At 62.7% G+C, this 16,391-nt stretch carries 19 protein-coding genes; 10 read left to right on the top strand and 9 right to left on the bottom strand.

All coding sequences use genetic code 11. The features are described from left to right. From EN884_RS04020 to EN884_RS04010, 3 genes are all read right to left on the bottom strand, one after another. The coding region (locus tag EN884_RS04020; protein ID WP_128360478.1) for a PAS-domain containing protein at positions 1 to 1,370 on the bottom strand (1,370 nt) is incomplete at its 3' end. 161 nt (positions 1,371 to 1,531) lie between these two features. Next, on the bottom strand, positions 1,532 to 2,167 hold the full coding sequence (locus EN884_RS04015) for an HD family hydrolase (RefSeq protein ID WP_013532569.1): 636 nt from the start codon (positions 2,165 to 2,167) through the stop codon (positions 1,532 to 1,534). Continuing rightward, a complete protein-coding gene (locus EN884_RS04010; protein ID WP_013532568.1) occupies positions 2,167 to 3,027 on the bottom strand; it encodes a folate-binding protein YgfZ in 861 nt (286 codons plus the stop codon). Before EN884_RS04010 ends, EN884_RS04015 begins: the two co-directional genes overlap by 1 nt. Before the next feature lie 75 nt (positions 3,028 to 3,102). Between EN884_RS04010 and EN884_RS04005 the strand changes: the two genes are divergently transcribed. Continuing rightward, the gene (locus EN884_RS04005; RefSeq protein ID WP_063167701.1) at positions 3,103 to 4,434 is read left to right on the top strand and encodes a dihydroorotase; all 1,332 of its coding nucleotides are present in this window, start codon (positions 3,103 to 3,105) and stop codon (positions 4,432 to 4,434) included. Positions 4,435 to 4,467: 33 nt separating this feature from the next. Here EN884_RS04005 and EN884_RS04000 read toward each other — a convergent pair whose 3' ends face one another. The 4 genes from EN884_RS04000 to EN884_RS03985 all read right to left on the bottom strand — a co-directional run bounded on the left by EN884_RS04000 (position 4,468) and on the right by EN884_RS03985 (position 6,933). Beyond that, complete coding sequence (locus tag EN884_RS04000; RefSeq protein WP_027162675.1) at positions 4,468 to 5,253, bottom strand: hypothetical protein; 786 nt, start codon at positions 5,251 to 5,253, stop codon at positions 4,468 to 4,470. A gap of 70 nt (positions 5,254 to 5,323) precedes the next feature. Then, the gene (locus tag EN884_RS03995; protein WP_008874920.1) at positions 5,324 to 5,581 is read right to left on the bottom strand and encodes a hypothetical protein; all 258 of its coding nucleotides are present in this window, start codon (positions 5,579 to 5,581) and stop codon (positions 5,324 to 5,326) included. 458 nt (positions 5,582 to 6,039) lie between these two features. Further along, a complete protein-coding gene (locus EN884_RS03990; protein ID WP_013532565.1) occupies positions 6,040 to 6,417 on the bottom strand; it encodes a TIGR02301 family protein in 378 nt (125 codons plus the stop codon). Positions 6,418 to 6,498: 81 nt separating this feature from the next. Continuing rightward, entirely contained in the window at positions 6,499 to 6,933 is a 435-nt protein-coding gene (locus EN884_RS03985; protein ID WP_013532564.1) for an NUDIX hydrolase, read from the bottom strand. A gap of 128 nt (positions 6,934 to 7,061) precedes the next feature. Here EN884_RS03985 and EN884_RS03980 point away from each other — a divergent pair, with 128 nt between their 5' ends. Next, positions 7,062 to 7,823, top strand: a complete 762-nt coding sequence (locus tag EN884_RS03980; RefSeq protein WP_013532563.1) for an SOS response-associated peptidase — start codon at positions 7,062 to 7,064, stop codon at positions 7,821 to 7,823. Between the two features lie 61 nt (positions 7,824 to 7,884). On the opposite strand, the gene EN884_RS03975 is transcribed toward EN884_RS03980, so the two are convergent. Continuing rightward, positions 7,885 to 8,040: a hypothetical protein gene (locus EN884_RS03975; RefSeq protein ID WP_013532562.1), complete on the bottom strand. Its 156-nt coding sequence runs from the start codon at positions 8,038 to 8,040 to the stop codon at positions 7,885 to 7,887. 390 nt (positions 8,041 to 8,430) lie between these two features. Here EN884_RS03975 and cysS point away from each other — a divergent pair, with 390 nt between their 5' ends. The 8 genes from cysS (at position 8,431) to EN884_RS03935 (ending at position 15,499) form a co-directional block, all read left to right on the top strand. Beyond that, positions 8,431 to 9,867 (top strand): cysteine--tRNA ligase, encoded by a 1,437-nt coding sequence (gene cysS / locus EN884_RS03970; RefSeq protein ID WP_013532561.1) that lies wholly within the window; start codon positions 8,431 to 8,433, stop codon positions 9,865 to 9,867. After that, on the top strand, positions 9,864 to 10,250 hold the full coding sequence (locus tag EN884_RS03965; RefSeq protein ID WP_013532560.1) for a VOC family protein: 387 nt from the start codon (positions 9,864 to 9,866) through the stop codon (positions 10,248 to 10,250). The genes cysS and EN884_RS03965 overlap by 4 nt, the downstream gene beginning before the upstream one ends. Before the next feature lie 6 nt (positions 10,251 to 10,256). Then, on the top strand, positions 10,257 to 10,748 hold the full coding sequence (locus EN884_RS03960; RefSeq protein WP_013532559.1) for a GFA family protein: 492 nt from the start codon (positions 10,257 to 10,259) through the stop codon (positions 10,746 to 10,748). Beyond that, positions 10,745 to 11,221: a GFA family protein gene (locus EN884_RS03955; RefSeq protein WP_013532558.1), complete on the top strand. Its 477-nt coding sequence runs from the start codon at positions 10,745 to 10,747 to the stop codon at positions 11,219 to 11,221. Before EN884_RS03960 ends, EN884_RS03955 begins: the two co-directional genes overlap by 4 nt. After that, complete coding sequence (pip, locus tag EN884_RS03950; RefSeq protein ID WP_013532557.1) at positions 11,218 to 12,174, top strand: prolyl aminopeptidase; 957 nt, start codon at positions 11,218 to 11,220, stop codon at positions 12,172 to 12,174. The genes EN884_RS03955 and pip overlap by 4 nt, the downstream gene beginning before the upstream one ends. Next, positions 12,171 to 13,793, top strand: a complete 1,623-nt coding sequence (gene cimA, locus EN884_RS03945) for a citramalate synthase (protein ID WP_174299068.1) — start codon at positions 12,171 to 12,173, stop codon at positions 13,791 to 13,793. The genes pip and cimA overlap by 4 nt, the downstream gene beginning before the upstream one ends. Positions 13,794 to 13,876: 83 nt before the next feature. After that, positions 13,877 to 14,803: an EamA family transporter RarD gene (gene rarD / locus EN884_RS03940; RefSeq protein WP_013532555.1), complete on the top strand. Its 927-nt coding sequence runs from the start codon at positions 13,877 to 13,879 to the stop codon at positions 14,801 to 14,803. Positions 14,804 to 14,812: 9 nt separating this feature from the next. Beyond that, positions 14,813 to 15,499 (top strand): glutathione S-transferase family protein, encoded by a 687-nt coding sequence (locus EN884_RS03935; RefSeq protein WP_013532554.1) that lies wholly within the window; start codon positions 14,813 to 14,815, stop codon positions 15,497 to 15,499. 16 nt (positions 15,500 to 15,515) lie between these two features. On the opposite strand, the gene EN884_RS03930 is transcribed toward EN884_RS03935, so the two are convergent. Beyond that, a partial coding sequence (locus EN884_RS03930; RefSeq protein WP_128360477.1) for a transporter occupies positions 15,516 to 16,391 on the bottom strand: 876 nt, incomplete at its 5' end.

The following is a 16,391-nucleotide window of genomic DNA, read 5'->3' as shown; positions in this document are numbered from 1 at the left end:
GCCTGTACCATTGCGTCCATTCCGGGTTCGAAGAAGCGATACAGATTGCGGCCTTCGCTCTTCGCCCGGTAAAGCGCTGTATCGGCGTTCCTCAGCAGCGTGTCGGCGTCTCCGCCGTCGTCGGGGAAAACCGCGATGCCCAGGCTGATGCCGATATGCATCTCGCGGCTCTTGTCGCGGAACGGTTTTCCGATTGTCTCGACGATGCGCTTCGCGAGTTTTTCAGCATTGGCAATGCCCTTGAAATTGAACTGGATGATGACGAATTCGTCGCCGCCGAAGCGGGCAACGACGTCGTTTTCATTATGCAGGCAGCGCTGCAGCCGCTCGGCCACGGTCTTCAGCAGCCAGTCGCCGGCCGGATGTCCCCAGGTGTCGTTGACTGCCTTGAAGCGATCGAGATCGAGCGAGAAGATCGCCAGCGGCGTGGCCGCCGTGTCCTCCAGCGCAAGGTCGAGCCGTTCGCGAAACATCGAGCGGTTGGGCAATCCCGTCAGCGTGTCGTGATGCGCAAGATGGGTCATGCGCTCTTCGGTGCGGCGACGTTCGGTGACGTCGTCGAAGGTCACCACCCAGCCGCCGCCATCCATCGGCCGACGTGTGACCAAAACCGTCCTGCCGTCGGTAAGATGCCGATAGGCCGAATGCATTTTTGCCGCCGCCAGACAGGCTTCGGTCTTGGCGACTTCGCTGTCGACATCGATCTTCGTATAGATGCCGAGTTCCAGCAACCGTTCGAGCGCGTCGCGGTGCGTCGTTCCAAGCGGAAAATCCGCCGGGGTGACCTTGTAGAGCTCCAGAAAACGCCGGTTTCGCACGATCATCTTGCCGTCGGCGTCATACATCAGCAAGCCTTGCGACATGTTGGCGAGCGCTGCGTCGAAGCGGCGGTGCTGCTCCTTGAGATCCTCTTGCGCGCGGCGCTGCTCGGTGATGTCTTCATAGATCGAAACCCAGCCGCCCAGAGCCAGAGGGCGGTGCGAGATGCTGACGATGCGGCCGTCCGACAGTGTTTCTTCGTAGGTCGAGGGCTTTGCCTGATCGATATAGGGCTTGCGGATGGCGTAGAGTTCGTCGGCGGTTTGCGAGGCGACGCCGATATCGACGCTGTGGCGCAGAATGTCGAGGAACCGGATGCCGGGCCTTATCACCCTGGCGTCGAGGCAAAAGATGTTTAGGTAGTTGCCGTTGCAGATGATCATCCGCTCGTCGGCGTCGAACATGCACAGGCCGTGCGACATGTTCTCGACCGCAGCCGAAAAGCGTTGGTTCTGCTCCCGCAGTTCGTCTTCCATGTGGCGGGAGCGGTCCATGCCTTCGGCCTCCCGTTTCGGGACGGCCGAACCATCCTTGGCATCAGCGACGGGCATGAGCGCGCCTGCGGACCGTGATCGAACAAGCTACTGTGGTCGCCGCTGGTTAATTTAGCGTTTTAATGCATGTCGCCCAAAAGTGACCTCGGTTTTGGGGGAATGACATGCATAAAAAGACCTAAAGCGCGTCGCGTGAATCCGTTTCAGCGCGACGCGCTTTAGCCGATTGCGGTCGCCGAAACCTGATGCCGCGACGTCTCGATCGCCGAAAACCGTTTCAGAAACGCGTTCTGCGCCCAGGTCACCGAACGTGGCGTGAAATCGAAGCGGTCGGCATTGAAGCCGCGCGGACGGCCGAAGAACTCGGTCGCCTCGGCGGTCGAAAAGCCGGCGAGCAGCGTTGCCTCGAAATAGGCGGCGATCTGGTCGGCGCGCTTGATCTCCTTGCGCAGCGCAGCACTTGGTTCCGGAGGCAGCGAGAAGCGCAGATGGATGGCGCGCTGCAGCCGTAACTCACAATCCTTGTAGCTGCCGCCCATCACCGATTTGAACGGCGAGATCATGTCGCCGATGACATATTCGGGGGCGTCGTGCAGCAGGGCCGCCAGCCGGGCGTCGGCCGAAGCCTCGGGCACCAGGTCGCAGAACAGCGCTTCGACCAGCAGCGAGTGCTGGGCGACCGAAAACGCATGCTCGCCGCTGGTCTGGCCGTTCCAGCGGGCAACGCGGGCGAGCCCGTGCGCAATGTCCGAAATCTCGATGTCGAGCGGCGAGGGGTCGAGCAAATCGAGCCGGCGGCCCGACAGCATGCGCTGCCAGGCGCGTGCCGGCGCGCCGACGCGGTCGGCCGCCATCAGGCCTCCTCCGCGCTGACGGCTTCCTGCGGGAAGGCGAATTTTGCCCAACCGGGAATGGCCAGCGTTAACGGAACGTCCCCGGCCATGATCGGCTGGCCGGCATCGAGCGCCGCCTTGACCCGGTCGATGCGCGCAATGGCCAGACCGGTCGTGTCTACGGTCGAGCCGAGCGTGCCAACCGGCCTGCCTGCGACGGTCAGCTCGGTGCCGGGCGCGGGCAGGGGCCTGTCGGCCGATGCAATCAGCACGCGCCGCCTGGCCGTGCCGCGATGCTGCATGCGCGAGACGACCTCCTGGCCGACATAGCAGCCCTTCTTGAAGCCGATGCCGCCGGTTTCGTCCAGCAGCACATCGTGGGGGAAGGCGTCTCCGAGTTGGTAGTCGCTGCCGCTTTCGGCAATGCCGCCGACAATGCGGAAGGCTTGCCACGCGGCAAGATCGCCGGGCTCATCCGTTTCGCCATAGGAACGCGTGACGGCACCCTTCGGAAAGCGTGTGTCGGCGGCCGCCGTTGAATCAGATTGTGAGGGTGTTGATTCATGTCCCCACGCGACGGTGACAAACGCCTGATCGGATTTGGTAATCTCGACCTTGGCGCGCAGTTTGTAGAGCGTCAGCCGGCGTACGAAATCGTCCGATATGTCGGCACGGCATTCGAGCCGGAATGCATTCTCGCCGGTGCGGGAGATCAGGAAATCGAACAGGATCTTGCCTTGCGGCGTCAGCAGCGCACCGGGTTTGGCTTCGCCGGGAGCCAGGATGTCGAGATCGGTGGTCAGGATGTTCTGCAAAAAATGCTCGGCATCCGGACCTGATACGGAAATGAGGGCGCGGTCTTTGAGCTGGGCACAGGGCATGGGCGGAAAAGCAACCTGATCTTGCAAAATGGTCGGCCTTTACGTAAGCCGCTGGCACTCCCCCCGCAAGAGAGCATGGCCATGATCTACGACCTCATCCTGACAGGCGGCACAGTGGTCAACCATGACGGCGAAGGGGCTCGCGACATCGGCGTGAAGGACGGGCGCATCGCTGCCATCGGCGATCTCCGCCAGGCCTCGGCCGGCGAGACGATCGACTGCCGCGGCCTGCATATCCTGCCGGGTGTCGTCGACAGCCAGGTGCATTTTCGCGAGCCGGGACTGGAGCACAAGGAAGATTTGGAAACGGGTTCGCGCGCTGCCGTGCTTGGCGGCGTCACCGCCGTGTTCGAGATGCCCAACACCAATCCGCTGACCACCAGCGAGGCAGCGCTTGCCGACAAGGTCCGGCGCGGCACGGGGCGCATGCATTGCGATTTCGCCTTCTGGGTCGGCGGCACCCGCGAGAATGCCGGGGATGTCGGCGAGCTTGAGCGGCTGCCGGGTGCGGCCGGGATCAAGGTTTTCATGGGCTCGTCCACTGGCGACCTGCTGGTCGAGGATGACGAGGGCGTGGCGTCGATCCTGAGAAACACGCGCCGGCGCGCCGCCTTTCATTCGGAAGACGAATTCCGGCTGCGCGAGCGCCTTGGCGAACGCATCGAAGGCGACCCGGCATCGCACCCTGTCTGGCGCGACGAGATCGCCGCCTTGCGCTGTACCGAACGGCTGGTACGCATTGCGCGAAACGCCCGTGCCCGCATCCATGTTCTACACATCTCGACCGCCGAGGAGATTGTGTTCCTCGAACAACACAAGGATGTCGCGACCTGCGAGGCGACGCCACATCATTTGACGCTGAGCGCCGACGACTATCTCAGGCTTGGCACGCTGATCCAGATGAACCCGCCGGTGCGTGCCGCGCGCCATCGCGATGGCGTCTGGCATGGCATTGCGCAAGGCATCGTCGATGTGCTCGGCTCCGACCACGCGCCGCACACGCTGGCCGAGAAGGCAAAGCCCTATCCGGCCTCACCGTCGGGGATGACCGGCGTGCAGACGCTGGTGCCGATCATGCTCGACCACGTCAATGCCGGCCGGCTGACCTTGCAGCGCTTTGTCGACCTGTCTAGCCACGGCCCGCAGCGGATCTTCGGCATGGCGAGAAAGGGCCGCATCGCTGCCGGCTACGAGGCCGACTTCACCATCGTCGATATGAAGCGGCGCCAGACCATCACCAATGCGCAGGCCGGCTCGAAAGCCGGCTGGACGCCTTATGACGGGAGAGAAGTGGTCGGCTGGCCGGTCGGCACCGTCATTCGCGGCCGCCGCGTGATGTGGGAAGGCGAGATCGCCACGCCAAGCCAGGGTAGGGCGGTGGAGTTTTCTGAGGCATTGCCCCGCTAGGCTCCCTACCCCCGTGGGTGGGAAGAGCCGCTCTCAATCCCCGGCGACGAAGAATGACCACTGTCCGCTAGGGGTGATACCGACGCGATAGAAAATATAGGCGCCGAACTGCTTCATGTCGTCGAAATCGCCAGCGGTGACGATCTTGAACAGTTCGACCCGCTGCTTGGCGTCCAGCTTGTCCAGCGGGAGGGCGAAGAAATACGGCCACACATAGAGCTCTTGTGGCGTGCCGGCATCGAGGTGGACGTAGCCGGCATCAAGCACCTCCTCCAGGATGGCCAGGATTTCCTGGCCGTCCGGGTCTCCCGAGAGGCCCTTGAGGAAGGCGACGGCATCGCCATCAATGTCGGTTAGGGACAATTGCGTTGTGTTGTCGCCCGTGCCGATCAACGGCCGCAACTTTTCGATATCGCCGCCCTTGCAGGCTTCGACGATCAAATCATGCATGCGCCGCACTGGTTCCGGCAGCTTGCCGAGATCGTAGATGACCTCGGGCACCGGCGTGTCCGGATCGACGCGTGGCCTGGTCACGCCGCCATCCGCCGGACTGTCCGGCTCGGCTTCGGCAGGAGCAGTCGGCTGGCTAGACGGCGGCGGCGTCCCGACCGGGTTGGGCATTGGCACGGTGCTTCCGGGGGGCGACATGTCGTCGGCCGGCGGCGTGACCGTCGGGGGGAGCTCTTCGCGCTTGATTTCGCTCAGCGCATAGGCGGGGCTGCTCGCGAGACACACAACCAGGGGAATCGCGGCACAGCAAGCGGCGAAAGAGATGCGAAGGACCAAGCCACGCGGCTTGCCTGACATCGAAAAACTCACTGCCCGTTTCTCCCTGCTTACGGGCATGACGCCCGAGCGGCATATTGCCGTCAAAGAACCGGACGTCGGTTCAGTGCCGCAGCCGTTCAGGTTCGAAGGCGCCAGCAATCACCTTTTCACGCATACGGTCGAGCAGGGCAAGGGCCGAGGTCTCGCCATTGGCACGCAACATCTCGCCGAAGGCTGTTTCGAGCGCTGCTTCGGCAATGATCTCGGGCTCTATCCCGGCGGAGAGACCTTCCGCCCAGGCCTCGCTGTGGCTTTCCACGGCGGTCAAGCGTTTTTCTTCCCTGACCAGCGCGTCGATGTCGTTGACACCATGTTCCATAAGCGAATGTCCACCCTTTCAAGCTGCGATCCATTGATGTGGATCAGGCCTGATCTGTTCATTTCACACCCAGGGACAATTAAGTATTTGTAAATACGACATTTTTTTGATCGTCTTTTACAAAGCCCGATTGCCTTGTGCGAAACTGCGTTCAGTTCGAGTCAAACTTAGCCGATTGGGGCGGCCTGCGGGGCGAAAACCTTCAGTTTGAGTTAATTCCGCTTTCGCGCGGTAGGGTTTCGTTAATACTGTTGCAGAAGTGCAACATGAGGATTGCACCAAGATATCGCCTGGCACAAGCCGATATATCGGCTGTACCCAGCAATGGTTCGGATAGTTGTCGATGAGCGAGTGCCTAAAGCGCGCTGCGTTTGAACGGATTCAGGCGAGGCGCTTTAGGTTTTCGTTTTTATGCGTGTCGTTCTCCCAAAACCGCAGCCACTTTTGGGCGACATGCATTAGTTGCCGTAACGCGAGGCGATGTCGCGAGACAGCGTCTCGCCTTCCTTCATGTAGCGGCTGATGGCTTCGGTCGCCGAGGGCGTGCACCTCGTATAGGTGCCGCCGAAGGAGCGGTAGCCGCGATTGAAGCTGGCAATGAAGCGGGCGCGCCGCTCGGCGTCCGGATTTTCCGAATCGAGCAGTTTTGTCATCTCGACACGCCACTGGTCGCCCTTTTCGCCGCACAGATTGCGCAGGAAATGCAGCGAGCCCAGAACCTCCGCCAGCCGCATCAACCCGGGCTCGAACGGCGACTCGGCGCTGAGCGCGGGCCGTATCGAAACGGTCGCGCCGACCGCAAGACACACGGCGAGGAGCATGGATGGACGATTCATAAGCCTTCTCTACCAGCTGCGTGGCTCTGCTAAACAGCATAAGTCTTTGTGGCGAAACAATTTGTGGCCCGCAAGTTGATTTCAGGACAGCAGTCCGGCGTTTCCGCCGGGGGCCAACAAGTCTTCGGCGACCGCGAATACCGAGCCTGCCAGCGGCAGCGCCGCCATCTCGCTGAGCGTATAGAAGGCCGCCGTCTCCGCATCGTCGCTGGCCACGGCCTCGCCGCCGGCATAGGCGGCGCCGAAGACTGTGAGGAGATAATCGACCGGGTGGCTGTCATCCCGGCCGTCGATGCGGATTTCCCGCAGCGGGCGATAATTTGTGGCACGCAAACCGGTTTCTTCCTGAAGTTCGCGCTCTGCCGCTGCCTCCAGCGTCTCACCAGGTTCGACCTTGCCGCCCGGAAAGGCATAGAGCCCTTGCGACGGTTGCCGGGCTCGCTTGACCAGAAGCACGGTGTCTGCCCGCACGACGGCGACCGAGACTGCCGGAAGTATTTTGCGCGCTTCGTTCATGGATTCCCAATCAGGCTGAAGGCCGGTCAGTTGTGGACCGGCCAGCGTGGACAAGTTTTAGCGGTTGCGCAACGCCGGTTCCATCGCCACTTTCAGAAGCCGAACCTTTCGAAGGGCACCAATCGACCATGTGCGGACGTTTCGCCTTGACCGCGACGCCGGATCAGACCGCTGCCTTTCTGGACGTGGCGGGGCTTGAGGATTTCCCGGCGCGCTACAACATCGCCCCGACGCAGCCGATCCTGATGGCGGTCGCCGGCCCTCCGCAGGCGCCGGGCTCCAATCTGCCGGACCGGCAGCCAATGCTGGTGCGCTGGGGGCTGATCCCGACCTGGGTGAAGGATACACGCGAGTTTCCGCTGCTGTTCAACGCGCGCTCCGAAGGGGCTGCCGAAAAGGCGTCGTTCAAGGCCGCCATGCGCCATCGCCGCGCTTTGGTGCCGGCGTCCGGCTTTTATGAATGGCGGCAAACCGGTGGCAAGAAGGGGCAGCCTTACTGGATACGCCCCAGGCATGGCGGGTTGGTTGCCTTCGCCGGGCTGATCGAGACCTATGCCGAGCCGGGCGGTTCGGAAATGGACACCGGCGCCATCCTGACCATCAACGCCAATGCCGACATCGCGCATATCCACGACCGCATGCCGGTGGTGATCGACCCCAGGGATTTCGCCCGTTGGCTGGATTGCCGCACGCTCGAACCGCGTGATGTCGCCGATCTGTTGCGGCCGGCTCAGCTCGATTTCTTCGAGGCAATTCCGGTCTCCGACCTCGTCAACAAGGTCGCCAACACCGGACCGGAGATTCAGGAGCGGGGCGAGATCGGGCCGGAGCCCGAGAAGGTCAAGCGCCAGAAGTCCGGCGCGGACGACAGTCAGATGACGTTGTTCTAGCAGAGGGCGCGCGCGTCGGCGCCTTCATTTCTGGCGCCATTGGCGCCGGCCGCCCACCCCTTCAGGCAGCGCGGGGCGAAACGATCTTCTGCGCCGGCTTTTTCTTCTTGGCGGTATGGAGAAGGGCGGCGACGATCGCGGCCGGGCCGATTGCGCGATAGTGGTTGGCCAGCGCCGGCTGCTTGGCGCGGTTGGCTTCCTGCTTGGTTCGGGGCATGTCTCTCTTCCCTGGTAACATTTTCGTGTCTGCGTTTGATGGCCGATTCTGACCAAATCGTGACGCCTGCTGATCTAGCCGGCGAATGTTTCATGACTGTGCCGACATGTTTAATAAAATGTTTCAGTGCATCATTACCTGTGACCCAGCGACGGTTTTGCCGAAACTTGCGACTTGACGGCAACACAAGCCAAGGCGATAAAGCCGCCCATGAAAACGTCTTTCGCCATTTGTGGCATTTGCATTATTGGCTAGCCTCGCGCTGGTCCGGACGTTTTCGCCTCATCTCTCCCCAGATTGGACAAACGCCCCGGCCAGCAGGCTGGAGCCTGATTTGCGTTCGCGCAGGGCTGGCTTCGTCGAATTGAGTTCTGAACCGGGAAGGCACGAATGTCCGACGCATCGCAGGGCCTGCGCCTCTACAACACGCTGACGCGGACGAAAGAGGATTTCGTCCCGATCGATCCGCTGAACGTGCGCATGTATGTCTGCGGCCCGACCGTCTACGACTTTGCTCATATCGGCAATGCCAGGCCGGTGATCGTCTTCGACGTGCTGTTCCGCTTGCTGCGCCATCTCTATGGGCAGACGCACGTCACCTATGTGCGCAACATCACCGACGTAGACGACAAGATCAATGCGCGCGCTTTGCGCGATTTCGGCGGCGAGATCGCTTCCGGCACGCTGTCGTTGAATGAGGCGATCAGGCGGGTCACCGAAAAGACCGCCGACCAGTTCCACAGCGACGTGGCGGTTCTCGGCTGCCTGGAGCCGACGGTCGAGCCGCGCGCCACCGAATTCGTCGAGCCCCGTGCCGACGGCAAGGTTGACATGATCACCTTGATTCAAAGCCTGATCGAACGCGGCCATGCCTATGTTGCTGCGGGCGAAGTCCTGTTCGACACGGCGTCGATGCCCGACTACGGCCAGCTGTCGAAGCGCAATCTCGACGAGCAGCAGGCCGGTGCTCGCGTCGCCGTCGACGCGCATAAGAAAAATCCCGGCGATTTTGTCCTCTGGAAGTTGTCGTCACCGGAGGAGCCGGGCTGGAATTCGCCATGGGGCAGGGGTCGGCCGGGCTGGCACATCGAGTGCTCGGCGATGTCGGCCGCCTATCTCGGCGAGGTCTTCGACATCCATGGCGGCGGCCTCGACCTGATCTTCCCGCACCATGAAAACGAGATCGCCCAGTCGCGTTGCGCCCATGGCACCGAAATGATGGCCAACATCTGGATGCACAACGGCTTCCTGCAGGTCGAAGGGCAGAAAATGTCGAAGAGCCTCGGCAACTTCTACTCGATCAACGAACTCCTGGAGACCGAGACCTTCGGCGGCCGCAAATGGCCGGGCGAGGTGCTGCGGCTGGCGATGCTGATGACGCATTATCGCGAGCCGATCGACTTTTCCGTGCGCAAGCTGGAAGAGGCCGAGAACACCCTGCGAAAATGGAAGCGGGGGGCCGACCTCGCGCCGACGGCGGCGGGACAGGTGCCCGTGGAGATCATTGACGCCTTGTCGGACGATCTCGCCACCTATGCCGCCTTCCAGGTCCTGACCCAGTTGGCCGGCGAGGCAATGGACGGCAACGATGCCGCTGCATCGCTGAAGGCGTCGCTGCTGTTCCTCGGCTTCGACGTCGCGTCGGCGAAGGTTGATGAAGGCCACGTCGGCAAGGCCATCGCCAAGCGTCTCGCGTTCATCGCCGCCAAGAGCTGGGCCGAAGCCGACCGCATCCGCGACGACCTGCTGGCCCAGGGGATACAGTTGAAGGACGGCAAGGATCCGGTCACAGGCGAACGCATCACCACCTGGGAGGTAAAAAGATGATCGATCATCTCGGCATCAACGTTGCCGATTTCGACGCTTCGAAGGCTTTCTATGACAAGGCGATGGCGCCGCTTGGTGCCGCGCTGTTGTATATGGTGCCGCTGGAGTACACCGGCGGTAAAAAGGTCGGTGGCTACGGTCGCGATCGGCCGGTATTCTGGCTGCAGGAAGGCAAGGATGGTCAGAAGGCCCATCAGCACGTCGCCTTCACCGCGCGCAGCCGCGCCGAGGTCGAAGCCTTCTATGCTGCGGCGCTTGCCGCCGGCGGCAAGGACAATGGCGGGCCGGGCCTGCGCCCGCACTATCACCCGGACTACTATGGCGCCTTCGTCCTCGATCCCGACGGCAACAACGTCGAGGCCGTCTGCCATGCGCCGGAGTGATCAGCGATGAGCCTCGACAACCGACCGATCTATACCGGCGGCTGCCAGTGCGGCGCGGTGCGCTTTCGCGTTGAAGGCGCTTTGGGCGACGCTTCGGTCTGCCATTGCCGCATGTGCCAGAAGGCGTTCGGCGCGTTCTACGCGCCGCTGGTTTCGGTGCGTGGCGCCAGGCTCGACTGGACGCGCGGCGAGCCGAAATACTTCCGTTCGTCCAACCATGTCGATCGCGGTTTTTGCGCCGATTGCGGCACGCCGCTGACCTTCACCGCGCCGGACGGGGTTGGCCTCGCCATCGGTGCGTTCGACAATCCAGCGGAGATCGTGCCGCTGATTCAATGGGGGATCGAGGCAAAGCTGCCCTATGTCGACTCGATCCCGCAACTGCCGGGCGAGGACACCATGGCCGACATGTCGTCGGCCTCCTATCTGGCCGATCTCGTTTCCTACCAGCACCCCGACCACGACACCGAACAATGGCCGCCAAAGGAAAGATCATGACCGATCAGGTAAGAACCGGCGGCTGCCAGTGTGGCGCCGTGCGCTTCCGCGTTCATGGAGCGCTCGGCCGTCCGTCCATCTGCCATTGCCGCATGTGCCAGAAGCAGTTCGGCTCGTTCTTCGGCGCGCTGGTCACGGTGCCCAGAGATGGCGTCGAATGGACCCATGAAGAGCCGAGTTACTTCCAGTCGTCGGTCAACATCGATCGTGGTTTCTGCGCCCGCTGCGGCACGCCGCTGACATATCGGCAGCCCGGCGGGCTGGAAATCGCGATCGGTGCCTTCGACGACCGTTCGGACCTGGCACCGCAGATCCAGGTCAACTATGCCGCGCGGTTGCCCTGGGTGGAGACGATCTTCGATCAGCCCGTCCACCAGGATCCTGATTATTACAACAGGCAGGAATCCATCATCTCCTTCCAGCACCCAGACCATGAAACGCCGGACTGGCCGACCAAAGGTTTACAACTATGAGCAGTCAATTGCGTACGCTTTATCCCGAGATCGAGGCGTTCGATTCCGGCATGCTCGATGTCGGCGACGGCCACCAGGTCTACTGGGAGCGTTCCGGCACTAAAGGCGCCAAGCCGGCGGTGTTCCTGCATGGCGGGCCGGGCGGCACCATTTCGCCAAAACACCGGCGGCTGTTCGACCCGAAGCTCTACGATGTCATCCTGTTCGACCAGCGTGGCTGCGGAAAATCGACGCCCAACGCCTCGCTCGAAGCCAATACGACATGGCACCTGGTCGCCGACATCGAACGGCTGCGCGAAATGGCCGGCTTCGACAAATGGCTGGTGTTCGGCGGCTCCTGGGGGTCGACGCTTGCGCTCGCCTACGCCGAGACCCACCCAGAACGCGTCAGCGAACTGGTGGTGCGCGGCATCTACACGCTGACGCGTGCGGAACTGGAATGGTACTATCAGTTCGGCGTCTCGGAAATGTTCCCGGACAAATGGGAGCGCTTCCTGGCGCCGATCCCGGAGGCCGAGCGCAGCGACATGATGGTCGCCTATCGCAAGCGGCTGGTCGGCACGGATCGAAAGGCGCAGATCGAGGCGGCCCGCGCCTGGAGCCTGTGGGAAGGCGAAACGATCACGCTGTTGCCGGAGCCTGAGACAAGCGGTCCGTTTGGGCAGGACGACTATGCCGTCGCGTTCGCCCGCATCGAGAACCACTATTTCGTCCATGCCGGCTGGCTGGAAGAGGGACAATTGCTGCGCGACGCGCACAGGCTGAGCGACATCCCCGGCACCATCGTCCATGGCCGCTACGACATGCCATGCCCGGCGCGCTATGCCTGGGCGCTGCACAAGGCCTGGCCAAAGGCGGATTTCCATCTGATCGAGGGCGCCGGCCATGCTTATTCGGAGCCGGGTATCCTCGACCGGCTGATCCGCGCGACGGACAAGTTTGCAGGCAAATGACCATGACCCGCGAGCGCCTCTATCTCTTCGACACCACATTGCGCGATGGCCAGCAGACGCCGGGCATCGACTTTTCCGTCGAGGACAAGATCGCCATCGCAAAACTGCTTGACGCTTTTGGCCTCGACTATGTCGAAGGCGGCTATCCCGGCGCCAACCCGACCGACACCGCCTTCTTCCAGGAGAAGCGCACGGAGCGCGCCAAATTCGTCGCCTTCGGCATGACCAAGCGGGCAGGGGTGTCGGCGTCCAACGATCCCGGCCTAGCGTCTCTTGTGCAATCGAAATCGGATGCCATCTGCTTCGTCGCCAAGAGCTGGGACTACCACGTCCGTGTCGCGCTCGGCTGCACCAATGAGGAGAACCTCGATGCCATCAAGGCCTCCGTCGAGGCGGCGATCGCCGCCGGCAAGGAGGCATTGGTCGACTGCGAGCATTTCTTCGATGGCTTCAAGGCCAATCCCGACTATGCGCTGGCCTGCGCCAGGACCGCCTATGATGCCGGGGCGCGTTGGGTGGTGCTGTGCGACACCAATGGCGGCACGCAGCCATCGGAAGTCCGCGCCATCGTCGAGAAGGTTATTTTATCAGGCATTTCAGGCGATCATCTCGGCATCCATGCCCATGACGACACCGGCCAGGCCGTGGCGAATTCCCTCGCCGCTGTCGAGGCTGGCGTGCGCCAGATCCAGGGCACGCTCAACGGCATCGGGGAGCGCTGCGGCAACGCCAATTTGATCTCGATCGTGCCAACGCTGGCGCTAAAGCCGGCCTTCGCCGATCGTTTCGAAACTGGCATTTCGGCTGAGGCGCTGACAGGCATTTCCAGGTTGTCGCGCGCATTCGACGAACTCCTGAACCGAGCGCCAGAGGCGCAAGCGCCCTATGTCGGCGCTTCCGCCTTCGCCACCAAGGCCGGCATTCATGCCTCCGCACTGGCCAAGGAGCCGGCGACCTACGAGCACGTCCCCCCCGAAACGGTCGGCAACCGCCGCCGTGTCATGGTCTCGGACCAGGGCGGCAAGGCCAATTTCCTCGCCGAGCTGAGGCGACGCGGCATTGAGGTGCCGAAGGACGATCACCGGCTCGACGCGCTGATATCCGTGGTCAAGGAGCGCGAGGCCGAGGGCTATGCCTATGAAGGCGCCGATGCCAGCTTCGAACTCCTCGCCCGCAAGATGCTGCACGGCCTGCCGGAATTCTTCAACGTCACCTCGTTCCGCTGTATGGTCGAGCGCCGCTTCGACGCCAACGGCCAGTTGAAGACGGTCTCCGAAGCGATCGTCAAGGTGGTGGTCGATGGCGAGGAGAAGATGTCGGTGGCCGAGGGGCATGGCCCGGTCAACGCACTCGACATCGCGCTGCGCAAGGACCTCGGCAAATTCCAGGGCGAGATCGCCGACATGGAGCTGGCCGACTTCAAGGTGCGTATCCTCAATGGCGGTACCGAGGCGATCACCCGCGTTCTGATCGAATCGCATGACGGCACCGGCGCGCGCTGGTGGACGGTCGGCGTTTCCGAGAACATCATCGACGCCTCGTTCCAGGCGCTGATGGATTCCATCGTCTACAAGCTGATGAAGAACCGCGAGATGGCCGGACTGGTGGCCGCCGAATAGGGTTGAACCATCAGCGAAAGTCCATTGATCCATCAGAACTTTGCGATGGTCTTGCCAAGGTGACTGGGCCATAGCGTTGGCCCATGGCCACTGAAGCAATTACCCTGGATGCAGAGTCCAAGGCCCGGCGCGGCTTTCTGCTGGCGCTCGGCGCCTATCTGCTATGGGGATTGCTGCCCTTCTACATGAAGGCGGTCGCTCATCTGCCGCTCGCGGAAGTCATTGCCCATCGCATCGTCTGGTCGGTGCCGATCGCCGCCGCCGTTCTGATCTGGGCCGGCCGCACGGCGGATTTCAAGGCGGCGCTTCGTTCGCCGCGCACCATCGCCATGGCCGCGCTGACGGCGGCGCTGATCTCGGTCAACTGGGGCATCTATGTCTGGGCGATCGCGGTCGACCGCACCGTCGAAACCGCGCTCGGCTACTACATCAATCCCCTGGTCAGCGTCGTTGTCGGCGCGCTGCTGCTCGGCGAGCGGCTCGACCGGCTGCAGATCGCGGCGGTGGTGCTGGCGGCCGTCGCCGTCGCCGTGCTGACCATCGAAGGCGGCAAGCTGCCCTGGGTGTCGTTGGCACTGGCGTTTTCCTTCGCCGCCTACGGCTTCTTCCGCAAGACGCTGCCGATCGGCCCGAGCCAGGGATTTTTGCTCGAAGTCCTTCTGCTGTCGGTGCCGGCACTTGGCTACATAGTCTATCTCATCGCGACCGGACAGGACCACATCGTATCCAGCAGTGGCACGGATACGGCGTTGCTGATCGGCTGCGGTCCAGTCACATCGGTGCCGTTGTTGCTGTTCGCCTTCGGCGCCAAGCTGCTGCGGCTGTCAACCATCGGCATCATGCAATATATCGCGCCGACCATGGTGTTCCTGATCGCCGTTCTGATCTTCGACGAGCCTTTCGGCACCATCCAGGCCATCGCCTTTGCGCTGATCTGGGCGGCTTTGGCAGTCTATTCCTGGTCGATGTTGACGACAGCGCGACGCGCCGCGCCGCAGCCCGCACGGTAAGGGGGTTCGATGTACCTGCTGCATATCGCCAACAAAAATTATTCCTCATGGTCGCTGCGGCCCTGGGTGCTGATGCGCGCGCTGGATATCCCATTCGAGGAACGGCTGACGCCATTCCCGACCGGATCGAGCTGGGATCTGTACCGTTCCTTCTCACCGAGCGGCCGCGTGCCGTGCCTGGTCGACGACGGCTGGGCGGTCTGGGATTCGCTGGCCATCGTCGAATATCTGGCCGAACGCCACCATGGCGTGTGGCCCGTCGAAGCCAAGGCGCGCGCCTGGGCGCGCTCGGCCGCCGCCGAGATGCATTCGAGCTTCACCGCATTGCGCAGCGCCTGTCCGATGAGTTGCGGCGTGCGGGTAGAGCCGTTTCCGATGTCCGATGCGCTGAAGCAGGACCTCTTTCGCCTCGGCGACCTCTGGAATGATGGTCTTGCTCGTTTCGGCGGGCCATTTCTGGCGGGCGCTCATTTCACCGCAGTAGATGCTTTCTTTGCCCCGGTGGCGTTCCGCGCACAGTCTTATGGGCTCTCCTTCGAGGGTGCGGCTGCAGCGTATCCGGCGCAGTTGCTTGCTCTGCCGGCGATGCGCGAATGGCATGCGGCTGGGCTTGCCGAGACCTGGCGCGAGCCCGATCACGAAGCGGAAGTGGCCGCCGCCGGCACCATCATCGAGGATCTTCGCGCCACTGCGTGAAAGCTGCCGGCGGGTGCTACATCTGTCCGAGCCGCCTGACAAAGAGATAGGTCGCGCCCGCGATCACCATCGACACAGCCGTCACCACCCAAAAGCCCATTGGCGTGTCGACCAGCGGCAGGCCCCCAACGTTCATGCCGAACAGGCCTGAGATGATGGTCATCGGCAACAGCACCGCCGTCATCACCGACAGGACGTACAGCAGCCGGTTCGACTGCGTCGTCAGCTTTGCCATAAGCTCGTCCTGCAATAGCCGGGCGCGCGCCTGCAATTGCTCGCCGTCATAGTGCAGCGTCTGCGCCCGGTGTGAAAGGCGCGCGGCCATGTCGTTGATGCTGTCTGGCAGGTCGTTGCGGTGCGAATGATCAAGGTGACGGAACAGATTGGTCAGCGTCGCCATCTGCCTGTGGATCACCACCAGATGCCGGCGCGCGTCGACCAGGGATTGCCGTTCATTGTGCCATGCGTCGCAGACGATACGGTCTTCGATGCCGTCGAGACTGTCGCCGAGTGCCGCAAGTTCCGCCACCATGCCATCGAACGACTGGCCGACGACAGCCTCGATCAACTCGGCTGGCGAGCGGAACTTGCGCGATCCATTCTCGATCGCCTTGCGGATGTTGTCGACCGACTGCAGCGGTTGCTTGCGGGCGCCGACCAGCATCGTGTCATTGAGCGCGAAGCGGAAATGGCCAAGCCCGCCCGCTTCCGCCGAATAGTCATGGCGCAGGTCCGGCAGATCGCCATAGAGCCAGTCGTCCTCGAGGTCGATGTGGCAGCCATGGCTGGCGGACAGGAAAGCTTCACGCGCCGGTGCCGGCAAAACCCGATCGGCGCCGATTTCGTGACGGGCCCGCATGTCGGAAAGCTGGTAGCTGCGCCATGTCCAGTG

This window comes from Mesorhizobium sp. M7A.F.Ca.AU.001.01.1.1, assembly GCF_004022735.1.
Taxonomy (GTDB): domain Bacteria; phylum Pseudomonadota; class Alphaproteobacteria; order Rhizobiales; family Rhizobiaceae; genus Mesorhizobium; species Mesorhizobium ciceri.
This window is presented reverse-complemented; position numbering and strand designations above follow the sequence as displayed.

Excerpts from the sequence above, each read along its gene's own strand:
- EN884_RS03975 (WP_013532562.1), bottom strand. The coding sequence starts at position 8,040 with ATGCCCCGAACCAAGCAGGAAGCCAACCGCGCCAAGCAGCCGGCGCTG.
- EN884_RS03990 (WP_013532565.1), bottom strand. The coding sequence starts at position 6,417 with ATGAATCGTCCATCCATGCTCCTCGCCGTGTGTCTTGCGGTCGGCGCG.
- EN884_RS03985 (WP_013532564.1), bottom strand. The coding sequence starts at position 6,933 with ATGAACGAAGCGCGCAAAATACTTCCGGCAGTCTCGGTCGCCGTCGTG.
- cimA (WP_174299068.1), top strand. The coding sequence starts at position 12,171 with ATGACCATGACCCGCGAGCGCCTCTATCTCTTCGACACCACATTGCGC.
- EN884_RS03955 (WP_013532558.1), top strand. The coding sequence starts at position 10,745 with ATGACCGATCAGGTAAGAACCGGCGGCTGCCAGTGTGGCGCCGTGCGC.
- EN884_RS03960 (WP_013532559.1), top strand. The coding sequence starts at position 10,257 with ATGAGCCTCGACAACCGACCGATCTATACCGGCGGCTGCCAGTGCGGC.
- EN884_RS03995 (WP_008874920.1), bottom strand. The coding sequence starts at position 5,581 with ATGGAACATGGTGTCAACGACATCGACGCGCTGGTCAGGGAAGAAAAA.
- EN884_RS03980 (WP_013532563.1), top strand. The coding sequence starts at position 7,062 with ATGTGCGGACGTTTCGCCTTGACCGCGACGCCGGATCAGACCGCTGCC.
- rarD (WP_013532555.1), top strand. The coding sequence starts at position 13,877 with ATGGCCACTGAAGCAATTACCCTGGATGCAGAGTCCAAGGCCCGGCGC.
- pip (WP_013532557.1), top strand. The coding sequence starts at position 11,218 with ATGAGCAGTCAATTGCGTACGCTTTATCCCGAGATCGAGGCGTTCGAT.
- EN884_RS04005 (WP_063167701.1), top strand. The coding sequence starts at position 3,103 with ATGGCCATGATCTACGACCTCATCCTGACAGGCGGCACAGTGGTCAAC.
- EN884_RS03965 (WP_013532560.1), top strand. The coding sequence starts at position 9,864 with ATGATCGATCATCTCGGCATCAACGTTGCCGATTTCGACGCTTCGAAG.
- EN884_RS04015 (WP_013532569.1), bottom strand. The coding sequence starts at position 2,167 with ATGGCGGCCGACCGCGTCGGCGCGCCGGCACGCGCCTGGCAGCGCATG.
- cysS (WP_013532561.1), top strand. The coding sequence starts at position 8,431 with ATGTCCGACGCATCGCAGGGCCTGCGCCTCTACAACACGCTGACGCGG.
- EN884_RS04010 (WP_013532568.1), bottom strand. The coding sequence starts at position 3,027 with ATGCCCTGTGCCCAGCTCAAAGACCGCGCCCTCATTTCCGTATCAGGT.
- EN884_RS03935 (WP_013532554.1), top strand. The coding sequence starts at position 14,813 with ATGTACCTGCTGCATATCGCCAACAAAAATTATTCCTCATGGTCGCTG.